The sequence below is a fragment of the Curtobacterium ammoniigenes NBRC 101786 genome, assembly GCF_001571045.1.
Taxonomy (GTDB): Bacteria; Actinomycetota; Actinomycetes; order Actinomycetales; family Microbacteriaceae; genus Curtobacterium; species Curtobacterium ammoniigenes.
Window position 1 is genome coordinate 317049 of sequence record NZ_BCSV01000004.1, and the last position, 23505, is coordinate 340553.

Consider the following 23505-nt stretch of genomic DNA (forward strand, 5'->3'; position numbering starts at 1 on the left):
GCGCCCGGCAGACCGCGCGATCCGCGCCATCACTGGCGGAAATCGCTTTCTCCGTTAGGGTGGGTCGAGGACGGACCGGTCCGACACAGCGTGGTGAGGTGGCTATGACGAACACGGATGGACTCCCCCGAGTCGTGATCACCGGGATTCTCGGATTCGGGCGGCACCACCTCGAGAACGCCCGCCGCCTCGAGTCCGACGACCTCCTCCGTATCGTCGCGCTCGTCGATCCAGCCGCCCTCGGCTCCGCCGACGCATTCGCACCGACGCCGGTCTTCGCCGACCTGGGCGACGCGCTTGCCGCGCACCCTGCGGACATCGTCATCGTGGCGACGCCCATCGGCACCCACGCGTCGCTCTGCGAGACCGCGATGCGTGCTGGCGCAGATGTGCTGCTCGAGAAGCCACCGGTCCCACGCTGGGACGACTTCGAGCACCTCCTCGAGGTTGCGCGCACCACCGGACGGTCCATCCAGGTCGGCTTCCAGAGCCTTGGTTCCCACGCGCTGTCCGCGTTCGCCGCGGATGCGTTCGATCTCGGTCCACTCGTCTCGGTCGGCGCAGTCGGGCTCTGGTCCCGCCGACGGTCCTACTGGGGGCGCGCACGATGGGCGGGACGGCGTGTCCTCGACGGCGAACTCGTCGTGGACGGCGTGACCACGAACCCGCTCGCGCATGCCGTCGCGACCGCGCTCTCCATCGCTGGATATGACGCGGCGAGCCGGGTGGACGCCATCGAGACCGACCTGTACCGCGCCAACCCCATCGACGCCGACGACACCGCCGTCGTGCGGATCACCGGCGAGGCCAGGGTGCCGGTGACGTGCGCGCTCACGCTGTGCGCGCCTCCGGAGGCCGACGGGGACGGGCCGCGGGTGATCGTGACCGGCACGCGCGGGCACGCCGTGCTCTCCTACACGACAGACGTCGTGACGTTCAGGGACCAGCGCCGGACGTTCGACCGGGATGACCTGCTCACCGACCTCATCCGGCACCGCCGCGACGGCCACCCCCTCATCGCTCCGCTCGCCGGCGTCGGTGCGTTCATGCGTGTCGTGGAAGCCGTGCGTCTCGCCCCCGAGCCACAGCACGTCGACCCGGCGTTCGTTCGATGGCAGTCGGCCGGAGAGCCCACGGACGACGCGTTCCCGGTCATCGACGGCATCGTCGAGCTGGCGGAGCGCGCTGCGGCCTCCGGGGCCACGTTCGCCGAGCTCGGAGCGCCCTGGGCGGTCGCGGGCCACGATCGGAGGCTCGCAACCCTGCGCGTCGATGGCGAGGACATCGCCGAAGTCCTCGACGGGTCCGGCACCATGCCGTTCTCGAGCCCCCACCCCTACCTGCATCCGATCCGCACGCTCGGCGGGGTGACGCTCAGCGCCCGACACCCCGCCGACCACGACTGGCACACGGGCCTCAGCCTCACGGTGCAGGATGCCGACGGCGTGAACTTCTGGGGCGGCAGGACCTACGTTCGCGACGACGGCTACGTGCGCCTCGACGATCACGGCCGCACCGTGTGCGATCGCGCCGACGGCACAGATGACGACGTGCGCCTCGACCTGCGATGGGTCGGGCCCCGCGGCGACGCCATCCTGGCGGAGCAGCGCCGCATCGCGGTGCGCGCCGCGGGTAACGACGGCTGGGTCCTCGATCTGGAGGCGCGTCTCACCCCCGCAACGGATCAGCCGGTCACGATCGGCAGTCCGGGCACGAAGGGCCGCGTCGACGCCGGATATGGCGGCCTGTTCTGGCGGCTTCCCGCCTGCCGATCGGTCGAGATCTTCACCAGCGAGCGGCGCGGCGAGCAAGCGGTCAATGGATCCGCTGCGCCGTGGGTCGCATGGTCGGCGGAGTTTCTCGCCGGCCCCGGTGAGAACGGGACGGCGACGATCGTCCTCGTCGCCGACGGCGCCGAGACCGACCGGTGGTTCGTCCGATGCTCGGACTATCCCGGCATCGGCGCCGCGCTCGCGTGGACCGAACCGCTCCGCGTCGACGCTGCCGGTCTCGTGCGCCGGTACCGCGCATTCGTCGCCGACGGCCGCCTGACAGCCGAAGCCATCGAGCGCATCGCCGCTCGCGTCGTCGAGGAGCCCGCATGAGCGCCCGCCCCGAGTCCCCCACCGTGGACATCGCCCGTGAGCAGCGCGCGAAAGACCGCGCGGTCAAGCGCGCCAGGATGCTCGACCTGCTCGACCACGTGGACGCGCCCGCGATCCTCCTCACCTCATCGACGGCCGTGAGTTGGTATCTCGACGGAGGCCGCACCGGCGTCAGTCTCGCCGCGGATCCGATCGTCGCCGTCCGCGTGAGTCGCGACGCGGACGAGGTGTTCCTGACGTCGAATGAGACCGCGCGGCTCGTCGCAGAGGAACTCCCGAACGACGTCGTGCTCCGCGAGCGCCTCTGGTACGAGCCGATGCCGACCGTCGACGCGATCCCCGAGATGGCGGTGGCGGATGCGCTCCGTGCGGCGCGTCTTCCGCTCCTCCCGGGCGAGACCGATCGGTACCGGGCACTCGGGGCCGACACCGCAGCGGCGATGACGCACGTCTTCATGCGTGCCGAGCGCTCGTGGTCCGAGCGCGATCTCGCCGCCGCGCTGACCGGAGCCCTCGCCGACGTCGGTGCCGACCCGCTCGTCGTGCTCGTCGGGGGCGCGGAGCGCGCAGCGGTGCCGCATCCGCTGCCCACAGCGGCGCCACTCGGAAGCCGGGCGATGGCGGTGCTGTGCGCGCGCCGCGACGGCCTCATCGCGAATTGCTCGCGCTGGCTCGCGTTCGGCGAGGAGACCCCGGAAGAGCGCGACGCGGCCGAACGGATCCTCCGCGTCGAGGCGGCTGCCCTCGACGCGACGCGGCCGGGTAATTCGATCGCTGCGGTACTCGACGTGATCGCGAGCGCCTATCCGGCCGCGGGCTTTTCCCCGGACCAGTGGCGGCGCCACCATCAGGGCGGCGCCGCCGGCTATGCCGGGCGCGACCCGCGCGCGACCCCGAGCCTCGCCGACCGGATCGTGCTCGAACAGGCGTTCGCCTGGAACCCGTGGTCCCCCGGCGCGAAGGTCGAGGACACGGTGCTGCTCACCGGGACCGAGGAGCACCCCGAGATCGACGTCCTCACGGTCGACCCGGCGTGGCCGACCACGATCGTGAATGGGCACCGCCGTCCGGCCACGCTGATCCGCTGACCGCGCCTCGACCCTCAGGGCACCATGAGCACGCCGTCGACGCGGCGCGGGATCCGGAGGGGATTGTCCTCCCGGAGCTCGGCGGGGAGCACCTCCGCCGGGGCGTCTTGGAACGCGATCGGACGCTGGAACCGCCGCATCGCCGTCACGCCGACCGACGTGTGCGTCGAGGTGGTGGCCGGCCACGGGCCTCCGTGCTGCTGCGACCAGGTGACCGCGACACCAGTGGGCCAGCCGCCGAACAGGATTCGGCCGACGCGATCCGCGAGCAGCGCGACGATCTGCGCGAGATCGTCGCCGGGTTGCGCGTGGATGGTGCCCGTCAGGCTGCCCTCCACACCGGCGAGCGCCTGCCGGAGTTCGTCCTCGTCGCGATAGCGGATGAGCAGTGTCACCGGTCCGAAGCACTCCTCGAAGAGCACATCCTCGGCGCCGAGCGCCGTCGGGACGTCTGTTGCGAGCAGCACCGCGGCGCGTGCGTCGCCATCGTTCTGCTGGGCTGACGAGCCCCAGAGCACATCGACGCCCGGCACAGCGGCGATGCCGCTGAGCCCCGCCGCGAACGCCTCCGCCATTCCGGGCGTGAGCATCTGCTCGGCGTTCGTGTTCCCGGCATCGGCTCGGGCCTGCAGCGCAGCGACGACGGCGTCGTCGAATCCGCTGGCGGCGGGCACGAACACCAGTCCGGGCTTCGTGCAGTACTGCCCCACGCCCAGCGTGAACGAACCGACGAGACCCGCAGCGAGCTCAGCGAGCCGCTGCTCGGCCGCCGCGCGGGTGACGACGACCGGGTTGATGCTGCCGAGCTCGCCGTAGAACGGGATCGGGTCGGGGCGCGCCCCGGCAAGGTCGTAGAGCGCGCGACCGCCTGCGACGGATCCGGTGAAGCCTGCGGCCTTGATCGCGGGGTGCTGCACGAGGCGCTGGCCGGCCTCCCGACCGAAGACGATGCCGAAGGTGCCGTCGGGCGCGCCCGCAGCCTGCAAGGCGGATGCGACGAGTTCGGCGGTCCGATGCGAGAGCTCCTCGTGCGCGCCATGCGCCTTCACGACCACTGGACATCCTGCGGCGAGCGCCGATGCGGTGTCGCCCCCTGCGACCGAGAACGCGAACGGGAAGTTCGACGCCGAGAACACCGCCACCGGGCCGAGCGGGCGCAGCATCCGGCGGAGGTCGGGCCGGGGCGGCGTGGCGCCGGGAGCGGCGTGGTCGATGATCGCCTCGGCGTATGCGCCCTCCTCGATCGCGGTGGCGAAGAGCCGCAACTGGCCCGTGGTGCGCCCGACCTCGCCGGTGAGCCGCGCGACGCCCAGGTGCGTCTCCTTGTCGGCGATCGCAACGAGCTCGTCGGTGTTCGCGTCCAGCTCGTCGGCGATGGCACGGAGCCACACCGCTCGGTCCGACGCCGGCGTCCCTGCGAGCAGCGGTGCAGCGGTCGCCGCGGCGAGTGCGATGGTCTCGATCTCCTGCGGTGCGGTGGTCATTCGTTCGATCCTTTCGGCGAAGCGGTGAACGTGAGTCCGAGTCCGGGCAGACCGCGGCTGACGAGGAGGCGTCCCTCGACGCTGATCGGCGGCGGCCCGGCGAGGATGCCGAGTCGATCCATGCCGGCGTCCTCGACGTCTTCGACCATCGTCGACCGGGCAAGCGACAGGGCGAGCTGTCCGGACAGTTCAGGAAGCAGGTGCGGGAACACGGGTGTGTCGTGGGTGTCGGCGAGCTCCGCGATCTGCAGGAACGGGGTGATCCCGCCGACACGGATCACGTTCGGCTGCACGATGTCGCAGGCGCCCCCGTCGATCGCCTCACGGAAGCGATAGATCGTGTGCAGATTCTCGCCGAGCGCGATCGGAACGTCGATGCTGTCGCGAAGAGCGCGGTGGCCTGCGAGATCGTCGGCGCGGAGCGGTTCTTCGATCCAGCGCAGGTCGAACGGCGCGAGCGCCGCGATCGCACGGCGAGCGGTCGGCAGGTCCCACAGCTGATTGGCATCGATGGCGAGTGCGACATCCGGGCCGATCGTGTCCCGCACGGCGGCCACGCGGTCGACGTCCTCCGCGAGATCGGGCAGGCCGACCTTGATCTTCACCATGCGGTAGCCGGTGTCAGCCCATCGCTGCGCCTGCGCGATGAGGTCGTCGATCGGGTAGTGCCGGTTCACGCCGCTTCCGTACACCTCGACCGTGTCGCGTCGCGACCCGAGCAGCTCGGTGATCGACGAGTCGGCCGCGACACCGAGCGCATCCCAGAGCGCGAGATCGACACCGGCCATCGCGATGGTCGTGATGCCGCCGGAGCCCGCCTCGTGAAGATGTGCCCACAGCCGCGGCCAGAGTGCAGCCGGATCCGCGGGCGCCCCGACGACGAACGCAGCGATGTCGGCGGTGAGGAGCGCCTCCACAGCGGTGGCGCCAATCGTCGGCGTCCAACTGAAGCCGCGCCCCGTGATGCCGGACGACGTCGACACGGTCACTTCGACGAGGTGCAGTTCGGTGACATCGTGTCCCCACGGACGCACGAGCGGAGCGGTGATCGCGCGGGTCTGGAGGCCCGTGATCACGCCGAGCGCGTCCGCGCCGGTCGAGGAGATGGTCGCGGCAGGTGCCGAACGATGCTGGGTGTCGGTCATGCGACGAGTTCCTCGCCGATGGCGAGGATGCGCTGCAGTTCCGCGAGGTCGTCGGCACCAGGATCGACGAGCGGTGCTCGAACGGACCCGACGGGGAGTCCGCTGAGACGCACACCCGCTTTGATCAGCGCGACCGCGTATCCGGGCACGCGATCCCGGAGCCGCACGAGCGGCAGGTAGAAGCGGTCGAGCAGTTCGAGGCGCCGCGCTTCGTCGTTCGACTCGTAGGCGCGGTAGTAGGCCTTCGCGACCTTCGGCGCCATCGCGAACACGGCCGACGAGTACAGCGGGATACCGAGTGCCCGGTACGCCTGCTGGGTGAGCTCGGCCGTGAGGAGACCGTTGAAGAGCGCGATATCGTCGCGGCCACTCGCCGCGACCGCGCGAACGAGCTGCTGTGCGACGCCCACATCGCCGACACCGTCTTTGAAGCCCACGACGCGGGCGTTCGCGGCAAGCCGCGCGACCGCCTGCTCGTCGAGCCGCGCGTTGGCGCGGTGATACACGATGACCGGCAACGGTGACGCGGCGATCACCGCCTCGACGTAGGCGACAATGCCCGACATGGGGGCGTTGACGAGATACGGGGGAAGCACGAGGAGCGCGTCGGCACCAGCATCCGCAGCGGCCCGGGCACACTCGACGGCGTGTCCGAGCGGCCCGCCCGCGCCGGCCACGACCGGGACGCTGCCCGCGACCACGCCGACCGCAGCGCGGGTGACGACTCCGACCTCCGCGGCGCTCAGCGCGTGGAACTCGCCGGTTCCGCATGCCGCGAAGACGCCACCGGGCCCGTCCGGAAGCCGCGAGCGGATGTGCTCGGCGGTCAGCTCGGCGTCGACAGCACCGGATTCCGCGAACACGGTCACGGGGAAGAACAGCACGTCGTCGAATCGCATTATTCGGCTCCTCTGGTCAGGACGGGTTCGGCGTCGACTCCGAGCTCCGACCGCCAACTCCTGGTGGGGTGCCATCCGAGGAGCCGCTGCGCTTTGGCGATGGAGAAGGCGGGCCGGCTCCCGGTGAGGTCGGCTGCCACGCCGGTGAGCTGGGGCAGGTAGTCGGGGATGAGCTCGGCGAGAGGGCGACGAGCGAGTGCGTCTGCGGCTCCGACGAGGAACGTCTCACCGTTCGGGATGTCGCGGATCCCCGACATGAGCACATGCAGGAACATGCCGGCGTCCCGCGCATCGACGTAGTTGAACAGTGCCGGTGCTGCGAGCTCGGGACGGTCGAGTCGCTCGAGCACGGTGTGGCCCTGCTGGGTCAGTGCGCCGTGCCATTCCTCCGGCGCGATCACGTAGCACGGCCGGAACGACGCGAACCGCACCTGGTTGCCGAGTTGCGCGGCGAACATCCGCGCGGTCCGTTCTGCAACCAGTTTGGACAGCGCGTAGGCGTTCCATGGCTCCGGCTCCATCGATTCGTCGAGCGGCAGCCGTCGTGGCGTCCAACCCGCCGGGGAACCATAGCCGAAGACGGTCGGCGAGGAGGCGGTGATCACGGTGCGTGCCCCGGCGTCGACGGCGGCCTGCATGACCGCGAACGCGAGTGCCGTGTTCGTGCGGAGGATGACGTCCTCGGGGGCGCTGAACGGCACGGCGATCGCGGCGAGATGAATGACGGCCTCGGGACGGACCTCCGAGAACAGCCAGGAGGCGGCCCGAGCGTCCGTCAGGTCGGCGCCCCGTGACGCCGGGTCACCCGGGTCGGCCTCGCGGTCGACGCCGATCACCTCATGTCCGCAGTCGCGCAGCACCGTGACGACACTCCGGCCGAGGCGTCCAGCGCTCCCGGTGACGATGACACGGCTCACGAGCGCGCGCCGATCGCTGCGCCGCGCGCAAGCGAAACGCCGAGGTCGAGATCCGTGGTGCGTACAGCGTCGCCGGTGGCGAGCGATCGGTTTCCCGCGATGCCGACGGCGATCGCACGGACACCGTCGATCGAGGTCGCAGCCCGGTGCAGGTCGTCGTCGGACGGACCCACGAACACGTCCCGGAGCAGGATCGCGTCGCCACCACCGTGGCCGCCTTCGCCCGTCTCGATGGGAACTTCTTCCGGCGCGTGCCAGTGCCGCTGCAGCAGGATCCGTTCGCCGCGGGGTCGGATCTCCTCCGCCTGCGCGGTGTCGGCGACGGCCGAGGGGTCGATCACGGTGTGCCCGTCCGTGTCCAGGAGGACCTCGCCGCGCTCGACGACCTCGAGTTCGACGCGCCCTTCGGTGCCGTTGACGGCGATGCGGTAGCCCTCCCACGGGCTGTGCGCGTTGAGCGAGTAGCTCATGCTGGCACCGCTCATGTAGTCGACGACGAGGGAGAGGTTGTCCTCGATCGTGATACCCGGGGCGAAGACGTTCTGGTCGCGCCGGTAGCCGTCGTGCGCCTCGTTGTCGAGGTAGAGCGCCTTGAGGCGCTCGTCAGCCGTGAGATCCAGCGCGAACGGGTCGCGGACGCTGGGGTCGGTACCACGGTCGTAATTCGACGCGCGGCCATCGCGATGGGCGTTGTCGGGCCCATAGAAGCGGAGTCCGCCGGATGCGAAGACCCGTGCCGGAACGTCGTCGATCCACCAGTTGACGAGGTCGAAGTGGTGGGAGGCCTTGTGGATGAGCAGCCCCCCGGAGTTCGCCTTGTCCCGGTGCCACCGCCGGAAGTAGTCGGCGCCATGCGACGTGTCGAGCACCCATTCGAAGTGCACGGAGAGCGGGATCCCGATCTGGCCCGACGCGATCACCCGCTTGAACGCCGAGTTGCGGGGGGCGTACCGATAGTTGAACGTCATGACGACGTCGCGGCCGGTCTCGGCCACGGCATCGGCGATGAGCCGGCTCCCCGCTTCGTCGATGGTCAGCGGCTTCTCGACGACGACATCGGCGCCGGCGCGGAGCGCGCGGGAGACGAACCCAGCATGCGTGTAGTCGGGGGTCGTGACGATGACCCGGTCGATCCGCTCATCTGCGATCACCTGCTCGAGCTGGTCTGGCGACCAGGTCGACGGCGTCAGCCCGGGCGATTGTTCGGCGACGAGTCGCCGGTAGTACTCCATGCGTCCGGGGTTCTGGTCGACCATGGCGACCAGCTCGGCCACGTCGGAGTGATCTCCGAGCATCGCCCCGATGTACATCCCTGCCCGCGATCCGGTTCCGATGATCGCGTAGCGCGTGCGGTCAGCCACAGTGCCTCCTTCGATGCAGGCGAGCGTGTGCAAGCGCGGAATCTCCGCGCTTCAGAAAACGCTTTCTAGAGAATACACGTTACTGTGTGGAACGAAAACAGCCGTGGCGACCGTGCCCGGCTGCATGCCGAGGAGGGCCGCCATGTCACGTCCAGACGCGAGCCCGACCCCGCTCACCCCGAAGATCTCCGACGTCGCTGCGCGCGCGGAGGTCTCGCTGTCGACCGTCTCGCGCGTCATGAACGGAAGCACCCGGGTCAACTCGGCGCTTGCGGAGCGGGTGCACGCAGCAGCGCAGGCACTCGGCTACTCGCCGAGCCCACTGGCCCGCAGCCTCGTTCTGGGCAAGACCCAGACGGTCGCCGTCGTCGTTCCCGACCTCGGCAACCCCATCTTCCAGGGCGCGCTCCGCGGGCTCAGCACCGCCGCCTCCCGCGACGGGTACCACGTCCTCGTCGCCGACTCGCAGGAGCGCGTCGAGGAGGAGCGCCTGCTCACGGTCGACGCGCGACGCCGGTGCGACGGCATCGTGCTCTGCGCACCGCGGATGCCCGATGACGAGCTCGCCGCACTGCTGCCGATGCTCGCGCCAGCCGTGCTCATCAACCGAGAGGCCGTCGGCTCCTCGGCCCCGGCAGTCCGAGCCGACTACCGCTCGGGACTGCTGCAGATCCTGCAGCATCTCTTCGACTACGGCCACCGCGATCTGGTCTATCTCGCCGGGAGCGAGAAAGCGGCATCCAATCGACACCGCCTCGCCGCGATCGCTGAGTTCTCCGAGTCGCATGACGTGCGGATCGACATCGTTCCGTGTGGAACCGGGTTCGAAGACGGCTACCGCGCCGCCGACGCCGTGCTCGAGCACGCGGCGACTGCCGTGCTCGCCTTCAACGATCTCGTCGCGATGGGCCTGCTCGGAGCGCTCGCGGAGCGCGGCGTGCGGGTCCCCGACGAGATTTCGGTCGCCGGTTTCGACGACATCCCCTTCGCTCGGTACACCGCTCCCCCGCTGACCACGGCAACCGTTCCCACAGCCGAGCTCGGCGAGCAGGCATGGCAGCGGATGGCGGCGCTGCTCGAACAGCGGTCCCCTGGCCACGATCTCACGTTCGGACCGCGCGTGGTGCCGAGGCGTTCGACCGGCCCCGCGCCCGAGCGGACTCCCGCCCCGTGACGGCTTCGGACCGGCCCACCGCACTCGGTGGCTACGAGGACTGGCCGGCGTTCGCGCGGCGACAGTCCAACCTTCCAATGCTTCCGGGCGCACTCGCGGCCTGTCTCGGCGTTCCGGCGCCGCCGGAGTCGATCGCGGTGCGCGTCGACTCGACGACGGTCGACGACGGCATCCGCACGACTCGCCTGTCGTGGCAGCTCCCCTTCGGCCCGCGTACCCGTGGCAGCCTCGTCGAACCGGATGACGCTGCTGCGGCACCACGGCCGGCCGTGCTCCTGATGCACGAGCACGGCGGTGACAAATGGCTCGGCGCGGAGCGCGTCGTCGCACCCGTCGGGGACACCGCTGCCGAGGTGCTCGCGATCCAGCGCGCCCTCTACGACGGCCAAGCGGTTGCAACGGTGCTCGCGCGCCGCGGCTTCGCCGTGCTCGCCCACGATGCCTTCTCATGGGGCAGCCGCCGGTTCACTCTCGACCCGGCACCGCTGCGTGCCGCGGCCGCCCTCGCGGCGCAGGAGGCGCTCTGGCGCGAGCACGGCGTCGAGGCCACGCCCGGCCTCCGTTACAACGTGCTCGCAGGCGAACATGAGAACGCGATCGCGAAGGCATGCGTTCTGCTCGGCACGACGTACGCGGGTCTCGTCGCGGCTGACGATCTCGCAGCCCTCGCGATCCTCCGGAGTCTGCCGAACGTCGATGGCGACCGCATCGGAACGCTCGGCTTCTCGGGCGGCGGTGGTCGCGCGATGATCACGGCTGCGCTGGACTCGCGCGTCGCCGCGGTGGTGGTCGCGTGCATGATGACGACGTTCGACGCGCTGCTGCCGGCCTATCTCGACGCGCACTCCTGGTTGATGCACACGCCGGGACTCGCGGCAGTGACCGACTGGCCGCTCATCCCGCTGACACGGATCGGAGCACCACACGCGCCGATGCTCGTGCAATACGGACGCACGGATCCGCTGTTCCCGATCAACGGGATGCGCGACGCCGACGCCCTCCTCGCCGAGAACTCGGCACGCGGCGCCTACCGGGGAACCTGGTGGGCAAGCGGCCACGTCATGTCTGCGCCGATGCAAGACGAAGCCGCCGAGTTCCTCGCATCGACGATGCGCTGACGCGCGGCGTTCGACCCTTCAGCGCGACGCCCAGCGGAGCACCGGCACCGTGACAAGACCGGACTGGAGCCCCTCGCTCGCCGCGGCGAGATCCTGCATGCGGAACCGAACCCCGTACTCGGCCTCCGCCGCCGCGATCGACGCGAGGAGCGCCTCCTGAACGTCTGGGTCGCCGAGCACGGCGGCTGACGCATTGCTCACCGCAATCTGCACGCGGTTCCGTCCGGGTTTGATCGCGGTGGTGATGTCCAGGCGATACGGGGGCGCCATGACCACCGGGAACGCCTCGTCGTTGCACACCACCCGCGCGATCTCACGAATCGGAGGCTCCACAAGCGCCCGGTAGGACGACCCGCGGATTCCTGTGGCGCCGTCCGCGGACGGCTCGGACGGGAGAGCGGGACCGAAGTCCAGCACGACTCGACTCGGCAGGTGAGTACTCCACACCGTGTCTGCGTCGAACGTGTACGAGTACACCGCCGTCCCTGCGAACGTCGGTCGTGCGGCCGTCCAGTCGTGGGGCAGGGATACCGTCGTCGGCGACTCCCCCGGGAATGTCACGGTCCACCCGCTTCCGGCGTTCGTGGCTCCTCCGAGCGCGAGCGCGGTGTCGAGTGGCGCCGGATCCGAGGCGGCTGTCGTCGACGGCAACTCGTCGCCGAGCACGAGGAACGCCGCCTCGTACGGCGCGAGCTCGAGCGCGAGCGGCAGTGTTCCGTCACCCGCGCGATCGACCGCCCCGGTCCACGCGTCCCACCGCTGCCAGGATCGGTGCCGCGCCCTGGGGAACAGCCGGACGGATCGCGTCGCAGTCCCGGTGTTCGCGACGAAGTAGAGATCGCCGTCGTCGAGCCGTCGATGCACGAAGCCGATGTCCGGCGAGCGCGGCTCGATCCGCAGATCGGGCGGGCGCAGTCGGCGCAGCGTCTGCTCGAGGTCATCGAGAGCGACGGGCTCCCCCACCGGGTCGGGCATGGCGGGTGCACCCTGCTGCTGCACCCGGAGGACGGTTCCGCCAGCGCGGACGACCGCCTCGAGCCAGCGTCGTGTGCCGTCGGACACCCGGCTCACGAAAGGCAGGACGACCGGGCCGGTTTCTGCCACGAGTGCGGGATCGGTGACGGCGATCAACTCGCCGTCGATGCAGTCGAAGTCGAATCCCGCGTCACGGATCGCTCCGGGAATCTCGTCGCCGATGTGGTCTCGACACGCGCGCCACAGGTCGAGCCGATGCGGCGACGCCGCGGCAAGCGTCCGGTGCACGTCCGCTGTCGGAAGCAGCAGTGTGACATCCGCGACGGGCGCCCCGTGTCGCAACACCCAGGAGGCTCTGGCCAGGTATCCGGCGAGTCCGGGCATCGCCGCCCACCACGCATTGCGGTCGTCGAGCGCGCCCGAGGCGTAAAAGAGGCGTCCGATTCCGGCTGCAGCGGCCGGCGAGGCGGGCCACCCATGTCCGACGAGCTGATTGACACCGAGCAGGAAGTGCTCATGTGCTTCGCCGAGCAGGTCGAGCGGGGTCGCGCGGAGCGACGGCGAATGCACCCAGGTCCAGGTCTCCGAAGAGACGACACGGGACCCGTCCGACGACTCGTCGCGGAGCCCCGCCGCGTGCAGTCGATGCTCCGCGGAGGCTGCCCACCGAGTCTGCGGCAGACCGCGCCACCCCCACCCCTCGCCTTCGACCCCGTCGGCATACCGATACGAGCTCAGCCTCGTCGGTGGGACACCGTAGTTCTGCACGCGGAACGCGACGCCCCGCTCCGCCGCCCACTCATGCATCACGCGAAGGAAATGCCGGTCGAACAGGTCGGCGAGCGCCTCGAAGTATGCGGACCGGAATCGGTCCGCCCCCGCCCCGTCGAACCGGAGCAGCCAGAGGTTGTCGAGGAACTCGTCGGGGCCAGCGTCGCGCTGCGGGGTCCCGCCGCTCACCCGCTCGGACGCCTCCTCGGGAGATCGCTCGTCGTGCTGGCCTCCGCTCCACCGGATGCGGAAGGCATCGGCGAGCGCCGGTGTGTAGTCCGCGTCATAGACCTCGAGGCTGTCGCAGAACACGGTCGTCACATGCTCAGCCCCGGCGGCAGCGAGGAGGGGCTCGCCCACGCGCGTGAGATGCTCGCGCACCGCTCGTTCGGAGTAGTGATCGAGCGCGTGCCCTTCTGCCCCGGCCGCAGCGCGTTTCACCTGCTGGCCGGTGATCGCGGACCATACGAGCAGGACGAGTCGGGGACCGCCCGCCGGGGGCAGATCGAGGGTCCCGTCGACTGGAGCGATGCGGACGAAGGTCGCAGGCGCCTCCTGCTGCGTGCCCTCGCCGATATACGCTGCGAGCAGCTCGTCGCCGGCCCATCGGGGATTGGGGACCGCGATTCGGCTCGCACGACCGTCGATCTCGTGCGTCTCCCACCGGAGGCGTCGTGCCGCAGTCGCCGTTTCGACCCACGGACCGCCGAACGGCCAGCCGCTCCCGAGCGTCAGGTCGAACCGGAGTCCGCGCTCCGCGGCCGAGCGCGCGGCGTGGCCGACCCGCTCGAGGCACCCCTCCGAGAGGAACGGGTGTGTGACGGTGGCGAGCGGATAGACGAACGCCAGCTCGACTCCTCCGATCCCTGCCTTGACCATCGTGTCCAGCTGACGGTCGATGTCCGACGGCTCGAGTTCCGGCCCGAACCACCACCAGCGCATCATCGGTCGGGCGTCGGTCGGCGGGGTCTGGATGCCCTGTAGCAGGTCGCGGGCGCGGATAGGTCCTCCTCGGGGAATCAAGCGACACGGGGTGGGCGCAGCAGAATCGCCGCGCCCACCCCGCTCGACCGGTGGTGATATCAGGATGCCGAGGCGAGCAGCCCCTCGATCTCCAACTTGAACCCTGCGGCAGCGGCGGCCGGCGTTGCACGCGCGAAGATGACATCTTCGGTGTGGCGCTGCGCCACGGCGGCGCCGGTACTCGTGCCCTTGGGCGGCACCGGCGGCACCCACTTGATCTCGCTCTTGATGTCCTGCAGGTACTGAACACCGAGCTGGTCGGTCTTCGAAAGCAGCGGCTTGACGACCTTCAGCACCTCCGGATTCACCGGCACGCCGCGCTCGGCGAGCTGCTGCTTCGCCGCTTCCGTGCTGTTGAGGAAGTAGTTGATGACCGCCCCCGCCTGCGCCGGGTACTTCGATTGCGCGCCGATGGACCAGTACATCGACGGCTTGTAGAAGATGCCGTTCTTGCTCGCGCTGCCGGCGACACTCGGCGGCCGCACGATGATCACGTCGTCGCCGCTCGCCTGCTGGAACGCGGTCACCTGGTTGCTCCAGGCCCATCCCATCGCTGCTTTCCCGGTGCCGAACAGGGTCTGCTGCACGGACGCGGCGATGTCGTTCGAGAACTGGTCCGGGCTCGGGCTACCGCCGGACGCGAACAGCTTCTTGACCATCGCGAACCAGCTCGTCACGTTGTCGAGCGTGAACCCGATCTTGCCCTTGTCGGTGTAGAGCTGCTGTCCGTGCTGGTGCAGCCACACCTGCAGGTCTCCGTCACCGCCCTGCCAGTTGGTGCCGGTGAACGCACCTCCGGAGGCTTGCTTGAGCTTCGCCGCCGTCGAGATGTAGTCGTTCCAGGTCCAGGTCTTGTCGTCCGGCAGCGGGACGCCCGCCTTCTGGAACAGTGTCTTGTTGACGAGCAGTCCGTAGGCGTTGATTCCCGTCGGGATGCCGTAGAGCTTCCCGTTCAGCGTGCCGTCGGCGAGCGAGGATTTCAGCGGCGTCAGGTCGATGCTGCCGATGTTCGACATGTCCATCAGCGAGCCGCGTCCGCCGTACTCGGCGATGTACGCCTGATCCATCTGGATCACGTCGGGTTCGGTCTGCCCGGCGACCTGCGTCGAGAGCTTCGTCCAATACGTCGCCCATTCGCCGGGCGCCGCATTGATCTTGACCGCGGAGTGGGCCTGCTGGAAGTTCTGCAGGAGCGTGTTCGTGTACGCCGTGCGAACCGGGTTCGTCCACCACTCGAAGTTGAGCGTGGCGGCCTTGAACGCATCCGCGGAGGGAATGGCGGACGCGGTACTTCCGCCGGCCGAGACCGGTGCCCCCGTACCGCTGCAGCCGGCCAGCAGGAACGTGGTCCCGAGTCCGGACAGCGCGAGAAGCCCGAATTGGCGCCGAGAGAGTTGCTGTGACATATGGCCTCCTTGCCACGTCAGGTGCAGCGAGCAAACGCTTTCCCGGGACCATAGCACGACTGCCCAGCGGTCGTGCAAGCCCTTTCCCGAATCGAGATTCACAGAACTTCCCGTCCCCCATTCAGGGGATAGGCGACTGGACAAGCGTCCTGGCAAGCGCTTACCAAATTGGTATCGTCGAACGGTTGACCTCCCTCTCCCGGGATGCAAGACTCTGTCGAACCCCCGTCGGGAAGCGTTTTCTGAAACGTGTCTCGCACAGCGGGAAACCCGGCTCTCAGGGCCGCACCCAGTACTCAACGTCGACTACAAAGGGGCCGAAGTGAGCGTCTTCGAAGAGCTGCGCTCCGTTCGATCAGCACGATCGAGCGGGAAGCGCGACAACAAGGCAGCGTTCATCTTCCTGCTGCCGTGGCTGATCGGCTTCATCTGCATCACGCTCGGGCCGATGATCGCGTCGCTCTGGATCTCGTTCACGAACTACAACCTGATCCAGAAGCCGCAGTCGGTCGGGTTCGCGAACTACATCCGCATGTTCCAGGACCCGCGGCTGATCAACTCCCTCCGGGTCACGTTCGAGTACGTGTTCGTCTCCGTGCCGATCCAGCTCGCGTTGGCGCTCGCACTCGCACTGCTGCTCGACCGCGGCATGCGCGCACTTCCGCTCTACCGCTCGATCTTCTACCTGCCGTCGCTCCTCGGCAGCTCGGTGGCGGTGGCGATCCTCTGGCGGCAGATCTTCGGCCAGGGCGGCCTCGTCAATCAGGTGCTCGGCGGGATCGGGCTGCACAACCTGCCGGGCTGGATCTCCGACCCGCGATTCGCGCTCGGCACGATCATCCTGCTCAACATCTGGACCTTCGGCGCGCCGATGATCATCTTCCTGGCCGGACTCCGGCAGATCCCCGACATGTATTACGAGGCGGCCTCCATCGACGGCGCCGGTCGGTGGACCCGCTTCGCCAAGGTCACCCTGCCGATGCTGAGCCCGATCATCTTCTTCAACATCATCCTGCAGCTGATCGGCGCGTTCCAGTCGTTCACGCAGGCGTTCGTCGTGTCGGGCGGAACGGGAGGCCCGTCGGACTCGACGATGTTCTACTCGCTCTACCTCTACCAACAGGGGTTCGCGAACTTCAACATGGGCTACGCCTCGGCGATGGCCTGGCTGCTGTTCATCATCATCGCGATCATCACCGCCGTGACGTTCGTGTCCTCGAAGTACTGGGTGTTCTATGACAACTGAGCCTGCAACCCGAGCCCTCGTCGTCCCGAAGGGACGATCGATCCCCCGCACTCGCGGTCGCGCGCAGCACTCCGCCTGGCGCGTCGTGAAGCACATCATCATGATCGCCGCGGCGATCCTGATGATCTACCCGCTCCTCTGGATGGTCGTCAGCTCGTTGCGTCCAAACAACGAGATCTTCACGAACCCCAGCATCATCCCCGACACGTTCGACTGGCATAACTACACCGCCGGATGGACGGCGCTCTCGTCACCGTTCTCGGTGTACCTCGGCAACTCGGTGATCATCGTGCTCGGCGCGGTGCTCGGGAATCTGTTCGCCTGCTCGCTCGCGGCATACGCGTTCGCCCGCCTCGACTTCCGGTTCAAGCGGATCGCGTTCACGATCATGCTGCTGACGATCATGCTGCCGTTCCAGGTCACGCTGGTGCCGCAGTACATCATGTTCTCGTACGTCCACATGCTGAACACGTTCTGGCCGCTGATCCTGCCGAAGGTCCTGGGGACCGACTCGTTCTTCATCTTCCTGATGGTGCAGTTCATCCGGGCGATCCCGCGCGAGCTCGATGAGGCAGCCCGGATCGACGGGTGTGGACACGCCCGCATCTTCCTCCGCATCATCCTGCCGCTGATGACGCCGGCGCTCGCGACGACGACGATCTTCACGTTCATCTGGATGTGGAACGAGTTCTTCGGGCCGATCGTCTACCTCACGCAGCCGCACACGTGGACTGTGCAGGTCGCCCTCGGTCAGTTCATCGACAACCAGACCGGCGGCAACTGGGGCGAGTTGTTCGCGATGTCCGTCGTCTCCCTGGTTCCGGTCTTCATCGCGTTCCTGCTCGGCCAGCGATTCCTCATCCGGGGTATCGCGACCACCGGAATCAAGTAATCATCGATCGCGTGCCCACACCGAACACGCGCTCATCGCCGACACGGATCGCCTTCGTCGGCACGGGGTATCGCGCGCGCCTTCTGTGCGCGGTCGCCATGGCACTCCCGGATCGGTTCGATGTCACGGGCATGCTGTCGCGCCGTGGGGCCGACGCTGATGCCCTTCCCCCAAGGCTCGATGACGTGCGCGAGCTGCTGGCCACGCGACCCGACCTCGTGATCGTCACCGCGCCTCCGGAGGCGAGGGAGCAGCTCGTCGACCGGATCGTTGCGACCGGAACGCATGTCCTCCTGGAGACGCCGCCGGCGACCGAGCGCGCGGGACTGGAGCGGATCGCGAAACGGGCTGCGAGCCTCCCGCTCGTCCACGTCGCGGAACAGTACCCGCGTCACCCGATGACCGCGGCCCGGATCGCAGCGATCCGCGCGGGTGCCATCGGGGTCGTCAGCTCCGCAGAAGTGTCGCAGGCGCAGACCTATCACGCCGTGGCGGTCCTCCGCGCCGTGCTCGATGCCGGGCGCGGCCCGGTGACCGTGCGCGCCGTGCAGCACACCGCACCGCTTGTCGGGCCGTACAGCCGGACCGGATGGACTGGCGAGACCACACCGATGCCGTCGGCCACGACACTCGCGACGATCGACTTCGGTGCGAGCCTCGGTCGCTACGACTTCACTGACGGGCAGACCCGGAACCCGCTCCGCTCGTTCCGATTCCTCGCGCGCGGCAGCACCGGAGAGCTCGTGGACGACCGCATCGTCGCGCTCACAGAACGAGACACGGTGGTCGATTCGATGATCCTCCGGAGGGACCTCGGCGGCCACGGCGACTTCGAGCGGCGCGAGCTCGTGCAGATCACGCTGGATGGCACCGTCCTGTGGCAGAACGCCTTCTTCGGCGCGGGCCTGTCCGACGAGGAGCTTGCAATCACGGACATGCTCGCCGCCGCGGTCGCGTGGGCGCGCGACGACGGCCCAGGACCGTACCCGCTGGACGAGGCGATTCACGACGCCGCGCTCGGACTCGCGATCGACGAAGCTGCGAGCACGGGGCGCGCCGTGCGCGTCGAACCCGTAGTGTTCAATCGTGACCACGCGCCCTCGTGAATGGTTCCTCGCCCGCAGTGAGCGCGGCAACCTGGCCACGCATGTGCATGCGGGTCATCCGGGTGAGTCCGAGTGGTCCGACGGGAATCTCGTCGTGCCCCTCGTTCACGGAGCGACCTACTTCGCCCGGCTGCACGCGGAGCTTACCGCTCTGGAGCCGGGCGACCGCGTCTGGTTCACGGACTGGCGCGGAGACGCCGACGAGCGTCTGCGCCCCGGCGGCCCCACGATCGGCGATCTGCTCGCGAACCTCGCCCGCGCGGGCGTCGAGGTGCGCGGACTGCTCTGGCGATCGCACGGCGAGAAGATCTCCGGACCGATGAGCGGTCGCTCCAACGAGCTGCTCGGGCGCAAGATCAACGATGCGGGCGGTGAAGCCCTCCTCGACCAGCGTGTGCGCGCGTTCGGGTCGCATCATCAGAAGTTCTTCGTGATTCAGCATCCGGATGAGCCCGAGCGCGATGTGGCGTTCGTCGGCGGCCTCGACCTCTGCCACAGCCGACGCGACGACGCCGAGCACGGCGGCGACCCGCAGGCGGTCGACATGGACCCGCGATACGGTCGCACCCCGCCGTGGCACGATGCGGCGCTCGAACTGCACGGGCCGGTCATCGCCGATCTGCTCGCGCTCTTCGCCGAGCGATGGAACGACCCGACGCCCCTCGACCGCGACATGCCCTACCTGATGCTGTTGCAGCGGCTCGCGAGAATGCCGCGCCATCCTGCGCCGCTCCCCGCGACCTCACCGGCTCCACCTGCAGCTGGCTCGCATTCGGTCCAGCTGCTGCGCACCTTCGGCGTCAACCATCCACCATTCCCCTTCGCCCCGGAGGGCGAGCGCACCGTCGCGCGCGGGCTTGAGAAAGCCTTCGCCCGCGCCGAGCGTCTCGTCTACATCGAGGATCAGTACCTCTGGTCGACGCAGGTGGTCTCGGGACTGGCGCGGGCGCTGCGAGCCAAGCCGAACCTCCAGGTCATCGTCGTGCTGCCCCGATACCCGGATCAGGACGGCACCCTGACGGGCCCGCCGAGTCGACTCGGCCAGATCCGAGCGCTTCGTTCGCTGCATCGCGCCGGTCCAGGTCGCGTCGGTGTGTTCGACCTGGAGAACGCGGGCGGCACACCGATTTACGTGCACGCAAAGATCTGCATCGTCGACGATTCCTGGTTCACATGCGGCTCGGCGAACATCAACCGGCGATCGTGGACGTCCGACAGCGAACTCACCTGCGCCGTCGTCGACGACGACCCCGATCCAACGCTCGCCCGGTCGTTCCGCACCGAGCTCTGGGCGGAGCACCTCGGTATCGCTGCGTCCGACTCGCGCATCATCGATCTCGACGATTCCCTGTCCATCTGGAGCGATGCAGCGGCGGCGCTCGACGCATGGCACGCGGGCGGGAGGCGCGGTGCACGCCCGGCGGGCCAACTTCGAACCCATACCCCTGCACCGGTCGGCCCGATCACGCGGATCTGGGCCGGGCTCCTCGCGCGGTTCCTGTTCGACCCCGACGGCAGGCCCCGCCGCGAGCGAGGAACGAACCGGTTCTGAGGCCGGTGGGACGATGGTCCCCCGGTCCGCCGCCTCCATCGAGTTAGCGTCCTGCTATCTGATCGGAGGATGCGCATGACCACGTTCGACGTCGGCATCGACGACACGGCTGCCGCTTGGAATGCTCTCGAGTGGGTTGACGAAGTCGTCGACCCGGCACACGATGCCGTTCGACTCCTCACCATCGACGGCATGTCCGGCGAGGACCTCGAGTGGGCGGAGGAACGGCTGCAGGCGGCAAAGCAACGGCTCCTGCATCACCATCCCGGGCTCCACGTCGTCCGTGCAGTGATCGAAGGGCCGACGGTTCGCCAGCTCGTCGAAGACAGTCGGACTCGCGACGTCCTCGTTCTTGGTGGTCGTCAGACACATCGCTTCGCTGCGGCCATCAGCGGCCGTGTCGCTGAACGCGTCGTCGCGCAATCCGCTGCACCGGTCGTGGTGATTCCGGAGGGATGGATGCGCTCGGCCGAAGGGCCTGTGGTGGTCGGTGTCGACAGTGGCAGTGCGGGGCGCGCACTCGAGGTCGCCGCCTCGTTCGCGGAGCGGCTCGGTCGTCGTCTCGTCCTGCTCCGAGCGTGGGATCTCCCCTTCGCACAGACGCCCTACGGCATGATCCTCACCGACGACGACCCGAACTTCTGGCGGGAGGGCGCGGATCTTGAGCTGGCCGCCGCCCAGCGGGCCGTCCACCGTCGGCACGCTGCACTCACGATCGAACGGCAGTCGCGGCGGGGCAGTGCAGCGGATGCACTCATCGCGGTCCAGAACCCTGCCCTGATCGTGCTCGGTCGACGACATCGATCGGCGGCCGAAGCGTTCCTCACCGGTTCGGTGGGAGAGCGCCTGATGCATCACGGGACCGCGCCGGTCTGCGTGGTCGGAGACGTTGCGGCGCCCGCCCCCGCGACGAGGAGCGATTCGACCGTGTCGTCGGGAGTGGCGGCGAAGGCGTCGTAGTACTCGCCCACCGCGCCGAAGTGCAACGGTCGCATGACCGTCACGACCTCATCCGCCTCGTCCAGGCCGCGAATCACCTCGTCTGCGGCGACAGGTGCTGCAGCAATCACTCGCGTCGCTCCTCGCCGTCGTGCGACGCGGCACGCGACCGCCATGGTGGCACCCGTTGCGATGCCGTCATCGACGACGATCGCGGTGTGTCCCGTGAGGTCGAGGACGGGGCGGAGCCGCCGGAGCCGGGACGAGCGTTCCGCGAGCACGACGTTCTCGGCGCGGTGCACAGCGTCGACATCCTCGCAACGGATGCCGAGACGGTCGACGAGGTCTCCGTCGACGAGGCCCACGCCACCTTCTCCGATCGCGCCCATGGCGACTTCCGGAGCGAATGGCACACCAAGCTTCCGGACGACGATCACATCGAGGGGCGCGCCCAGCGTCTGGGCAACCGCCGCCGCGACAGGAACGCCCCCGCGCGGGAGACCGAGCACGATCGGATTTGCGAACCGCCGTTGCGCGACCTGGGCGGCAAGCTGGCGACCGGCGTCGGCTCGGTCCCGGAACCGGACCGTGTTCTCATGACTCATGACTGCGTCCGCACCGGATGGGGTTCGCGATGAGGCTGCGTGGGAGTGTTCGGGGGCCGTTGCAGCCTGTCCGTTCGCTCCGCAAGCACACCGAGCCCGATGAGCACCATCGCCATCTCAGCCAGGCCGATCGCGAAGTATGCCGCTTGGAGTGCGCTCCAGGGAATGAGCACGGTCTCGACGAAGATCCAGACGAGGAGCGCGAATGCGGCGAACGCGGTCGCCAGCGCCGCGGACGTTCTGCGCCGAAGTGCTGCGTCGAACGCAAGGGCGTGGGATCCGCCGACAACAACGGCGAGCAGCATGCCGGGTATCAGCCAGTCATGCAGCCCGACGGCCTCCAGCAGGCGGCGCGGCGGCACCATGACGCTCTCGGATGGTCCGAGCATCAGCATCGCTCCGCCGGCAAGGGCCGTGAACGCGACGAAGCCTGTCGTACCGATGATGCCGATCCGCAGAATAGCGGATGCTTTCGATGGCGCCGCACCGAGACCGGAACGACGGGCTGGGGTGCTTCGAGTCATGGCACTCACCTCATTCAGCGGGAAGAGTCGTGGAGGTGCGATCCGCGAGCGCGGGCGCACCGGGATCGTGCGGACCTTGGTCGAGCCGGAATGGCGGGTACTCGTCCCGCATCAGGCCCACGTACGCGGCCACGCGATACGCCCAGCGATTCGCGCCCATGACGAAGTCGAATGTCCCGGACGGGTAGTGCCGTGTGAAGAGCACCATGAATCCGGCGACAAGCACGAGCACGGTGAGGACAGACAGCCCCCGGCTGTCCCCCGTGCCCGACGCGGACAGTGGGATGCCGGTGCCTCCGGTCAGTGCTGCGAGCAGCACATAGTGCGGCACGGCGAGCAGCCACCACTTGACGAGCACGAGCCCACGGGAGAGCCGTTCCGGCCGTCGGATCTCAAGATCCGCGGGGTATGCCGGGCGCCCGAACGAGAACGGCGGGTAGACGTCGGTACCCAGAGCCGAGTACGCGTAGAAGCCGACGCGCCAGCTCCAGCGGAGCACGCTCACATTGAACGCGAAAAGCGGAGCTGGATACCGACCGCTCACGACGATCACGATGCCCGCCGCGATCGTGGTCACGCCGAAGGCAATGCCGAGCCCGATCAGGACGACCGCGTGCGGAATGACGAGTATCCACTTCACCAGCCACAGCCCCCGGGAAAGATGCTCCGGCGGTTCGCCGGTCAGGAGCACTGCGGGGCGCTGTCGAGCATCGTGGATCGGGCTCGTTGATGGACTGGTGAGCAAACGCCTGCCGATGCCTGTCGCACCGACCAGGATGAGGACGATCCCCCCGAGAAGCAGTGCCAGCGCCGCCAGAACAGCGCCCACAGGCGGCGTCGCCCATGACAGCGTCGACGGCGGGGCGACGTACCCCTCCTGCACCGTTCCGCGCAACCCGAGATCGAGTGACATGCCCGCGAGCGCGACGACGGCGCCGCTGCTGGTCACCATGACCGCGCCGACCATCACGAGGACCACCATTGATGGAGGCACGGCTGGGGTGCGATTCGGTGAGTGCGCCATCGTCGTCATGTCCCGATGGAATGCGCGGATCCGGATGACCGCCAGCGACCAACGTCCCGCGTCGGTACTCGACGCATTGCTCGCGCGACCGTTGCAGCGGGTTCGGGACTTCGTACCCTGCACCGATCCACCGCGGGGCGTGAGACTCAGC

19 protein-coding genes are annotated in these 23505 nt (G+C 68.9%); 9 read left to right on the plus strand and 10 right to left on the minus strand.

Annotated elements, in window-relative coordinates; genetic code table 11:
- Positions 1-104 precede the first annotated feature (104 nt).
- Positions 105-2105 carry a DUF6807 family protein gene (locus tag CAM01S_RS10555; RefSeq protein ID WP_066520859.1) on the plus strand — a complete coding sequence of 667 codons (2001 nt, stop codon included), beginning with the start codon at positions 105-107 and terminating at the stop codon, positions 2103-2105.
- Positions 2102-3193 (plus strand): M24 family metallopeptidase, encoded by a 1092-nt coding sequence (locus CAM01S_RS10560; protein ID WP_066520861.1) that lies wholly within the window; start codon positions 2102-2104, stop codon positions 3191-3193. The genes CAM01S_RS10555 and CAM01S_RS10560 overlap by 4 nt, the downstream gene beginning before the upstream one ends.
- Before the next feature lie 14 nt (positions 3194-3207).
- Here CAM01S_RS10560 and CAM01S_RS10565 read toward each other — a convergent pair whose 3' ends face one another.
- Genes CAM01S_RS10565 through CAM01S_RS10585 form a run of 5 tightly spaced genes read right to left on the minus strand, consistent with a single transcriptional unit; the run spans position 3208 to position 8999 of the window.
- Complete coding sequence (locus tag CAM01S_RS10565; protein ID WP_066520863.1) at positions 3208-4677, minus strand: aldehyde dehydrogenase (NADP(+)); 1470 nt, start codon at positions 4675-4677, stop codon at positions 3208-3210.
- Positions 4674-5822 (minus strand): mandelate racemase/muconate lactonizing enzyme family protein, encoded by a 1149-nt coding sequence (locus tag CAM01S_RS10570; RefSeq protein ID WP_083527941.1) that lies wholly within the window; start codon positions 5820-5822, stop codon positions 4674-4676. The genes CAM01S_RS10565 and CAM01S_RS10570 overlap by 4 nt, the downstream gene beginning before the upstream one ends.
- The gene (locus CAM01S_RS10575) at positions 5819-6721 is read right to left on the minus strand and encodes a 5-dehydro-4-deoxyglucarate dehydratase (RefSeq protein WP_066520866.1); all 903 of its coding nucleotides are present in this window, start codon (positions 6719-6721) and stop codon (positions 5819-5821) included. The genes CAM01S_RS10570 and CAM01S_RS10575 overlap by 4 nt, the downstream gene beginning before the upstream one ends.
- Entirely contained in the window at positions 6721-7638 is a 918-nt protein-coding gene (locus CAM01S_RS10580; RefSeq protein WP_066520867.1) for an NAD-dependent epimerase/dehydratase family protein, read from the minus strand. The genes CAM01S_RS10575 and CAM01S_RS10580 overlap by 1 nt, the downstream gene beginning before the upstream one ends.
- Positions 7635-8999 (minus strand): Gfo/Idh/MocA family protein, encoded by a 1365-nt coding sequence (locus CAM01S_RS10585; protein ID WP_281176700.1) that lies wholly within the window; start codon positions 8997-8999, stop codon positions 7635-7637. Before CAM01S_RS10585 ends, CAM01S_RS10580 begins: the two co-directional genes overlap by 4 nt.
- Before the next feature lie 142 nt (positions 9000-9141).
- Between CAM01S_RS10585 and CAM01S_RS10590 the strand changes: the two genes are divergently transcribed.
- Entirely contained in the window at positions 9142-10173 is a 1032-nt protein-coding gene (locus CAM01S_RS10590; protein WP_066520874.1) for a LacI family DNA-binding transcriptional regulator, read from the plus strand.
- A complete protein-coding gene (locus CAM01S_RS10595; protein WP_066520877.1) occupies positions 10170-11291 on the plus strand; it encodes a dienelactone hydrolase family protein in 1122 nt (373 codons plus the stop codon). The genes CAM01S_RS10590 and CAM01S_RS10595 overlap by 4 nt, the downstream gene beginning before the upstream one ends.
- An 18-nt stretch (positions 11292-11309) precedes the next feature.
- Here the strand turns inward: CAM01S_RS10595 and CAM01S_RS10600 are convergent, their stop codons facing one another.
- Together CAM01S_RS10600 and CAM01S_RS15110 are read right to left on the minus strand one after the other, a co-directional pair.
- Positions 11310-14060 carry a glycosyl hydrolase gene (locus tag CAM01S_RS10600; RefSeq protein ID WP_281176701.1) on the minus strand — a complete coding sequence of 917 codons (2751 nt, stop codon included), beginning with the start codon at positions 14058-14060 and terminating at the stop codon, positions 11310-11312.
- Between the two features lie 59 nt (positions 14061-14119).
- Positions 14120-15466: an ABC transporter substrate-binding protein gene (locus CAM01S_RS15110; protein ID WP_066520883.1), complete on the minus strand. Its 1347-nt coding sequence runs from the start codon at positions 15464-15466 to the stop codon at positions 14120-14122.
- Between the two features lie 322 nt (positions 15467-15788).
- On the opposite strand from CAM01S_RS15110, the gene CAM01S_RS10610 reads away from it, so the two are divergent.
- The 5 genes from CAM01S_RS10610 (at position 15789) to CAM01S_RS14390 (ending at position 21222) form a co-directional block, all read left to right on the plus strand.
- Complete coding sequence (locus tag CAM01S_RS10610) at positions 15789-16712, plus strand: carbohydrate ABC transporter permease (protein WP_066520886.1); 924 nt, start codon at positions 15789-15791, stop codon at positions 16710-16712.
- On the plus strand, positions 16702-17604 hold the full coding sequence (locus tag CAM01S_RS10615; protein ID WP_066520889.1) for a carbohydrate ABC transporter permease: 903 nt from the start codon (positions 16702-16704) through the stop codon (positions 17602-17604). Before CAM01S_RS10610 ends, CAM01S_RS10615 begins: the two co-directional genes overlap by 11 nt.
- A gap of 11 nt (positions 17605-17615) precedes the next feature.
- On the plus strand, positions 17616-18710 hold the full coding sequence (locus CAM01S_RS10620) for a Gfo/Idh/MocA family oxidoreductase (RefSeq protein ID WP_066520892.1): 1095 nt from the start codon (positions 17616-17618) through the stop codon (positions 18708-18710).
- Positions 18691-20262 (plus strand): phospholipase D family protein, encoded by a 1572-nt coding sequence (locus tag CAM01S_RS10625; RefSeq protein WP_157071520.1) that lies wholly within the window; start codon positions 18691-18693, stop codon positions 20260-20262. The genes CAM01S_RS10620 and CAM01S_RS10625 overlap by 20 nt, the downstream gene beginning before the upstream one ends.
- Positions 20263-20337: 75 nt before the next feature.
- A complete protein-coding gene (locus CAM01S_RS14390) occupies positions 20338-21222 on the plus strand; it encodes a universal stress protein (protein WP_169795866.1) in 885 nt (294 codons plus the stop codon).
- Here CAM01S_RS14390 and CAM01S_RS10635 read toward each other — a convergent pair.
- Genes CAM01S_RS10635 through CAM01S_RS10645 form a run of 3 tightly spaced genes read right to left on the minus strand, consistent with a single transcriptional unit; the run spans position 21117 to position 23363 of the window.
- Complete coding sequence (locus tag CAM01S_RS10635; protein WP_066520901.1) at positions 21117-21806, minus strand: phosphoribosyltransferase; 690 nt, start codon at positions 21804-21806, stop codon at positions 21117-21119. The genes CAM01S_RS14390 and CAM01S_RS10635 overlap by 106 nt on opposite strands.
- Positions 21803-22330 carry a hypothetical protein gene (locus tag CAM01S_RS10640; RefSeq protein WP_157071521.1) on the minus strand — a complete coding sequence of 176 codons (528 nt, stop codon included), beginning with the start codon at positions 22328-22330 and terminating at the stop codon, positions 21803-21805. Before CAM01S_RS10640 ends, CAM01S_RS10635 begins: the two co-directional genes overlap by 4 nt.
- A 10-nt stretch (positions 22331-22340) precedes the next feature.
- On the minus strand, positions 22341-23363 hold the full coding sequence (locus CAM01S_RS10645) for a DUF4389 domain-containing protein (protein WP_157071522.1): 1023 nt from the start codon (positions 23361-23363) through the stop codon (positions 22341-22343).
- Between the last annotated feature and the right edge of the window lie 142 nt (positions 23364-23505).

Excerpts from the sequence above, each read along its gene's own strand:
- CAM01S_RS10560 (WP_066520861.1), top strand. The coding sequence starts at position 2,102 with ATGAGCGCCCGCCCCGAGTCCCCCACCGTGGACATCGCCCGTGAGCAG.
- CAM01S_RS10640 (WP_157071521.1), bottom strand. The coding sequence starts at position 22,330 with ATGACTCGAAGCACCCCAGCCCGTCGTTCCGGTCTCGGTGCGGCGCCA.
- CAM01S_RS10635 (WP_066520901.1), bottom strand. The coding sequence starts at position 21,806 with ATGAGTCATGAGAACACGGTCCGGTTCCGGGACCGAGCCGACGCCGGT.
- CAM01S_RS15110 (WP_066520883.1), bottom strand. The coding sequence starts at position 15,466 with ATGTCACAGCAACTCTCTCGGCGCCAATTCGGGCTTCTCGCGCTGTCC.
- CAM01S_RS10645 (WP_157071522.1), bottom strand. The coding sequence starts at position 23,363 with ATGACGACGATGGCGCACTCACCGAATCGCACCCCAGCCGTGCCTCCA.
- CAM01S_RS10590 (WP_066520874.1), top strand. The coding sequence starts at position 9,142 with ATGTCACGTCCAGACGCGAGCCCGACCCCGCTCACCCCGAAGATCTCC.
- CAM01S_RS10555 (WP_066520859.1), top strand. The coding sequence starts at position 105 with ATGACGAACACGGATGGACTCCCCCGAGTCGTGATCACCGGGATTCTC.
- CAM01S_RS14390 (WP_169795866.1), top strand. The coding sequence starts at position 20,338 with ATGACCACGTTCGACGTCGGCATCGACGACACGGCTGCCGCTTGGAAT.
- CAM01S_RS10615 (WP_066520889.1), top strand. The coding sequence starts at position 16,702 with ATGACAACTGAGCCTGCAACCCGAGCCCTCGTCGTCCCGAAGGGACGA.
- CAM01S_RS10570 (WP_083527941.1), bottom strand. The coding sequence starts at position 5,822 with ATGACCGACACCCAGCATCGTTCGGCACCTGCCGCGACCATCTCCTCG.
- CAM01S_RS10565 (WP_066520863.1), bottom strand. The coding sequence starts at position 4,677 with ATGACCACCGCACCGCAGGAGATCGAGACCATCGCACTCGCCGCGGCG.
- CAM01S_RS10575 (WP_066520866.1), bottom strand. The coding sequence starts at position 6,721 with ATGCGATTCGACGACGTGCTGTTCTTCCCCGTGACCGTGTTCGCGGAA.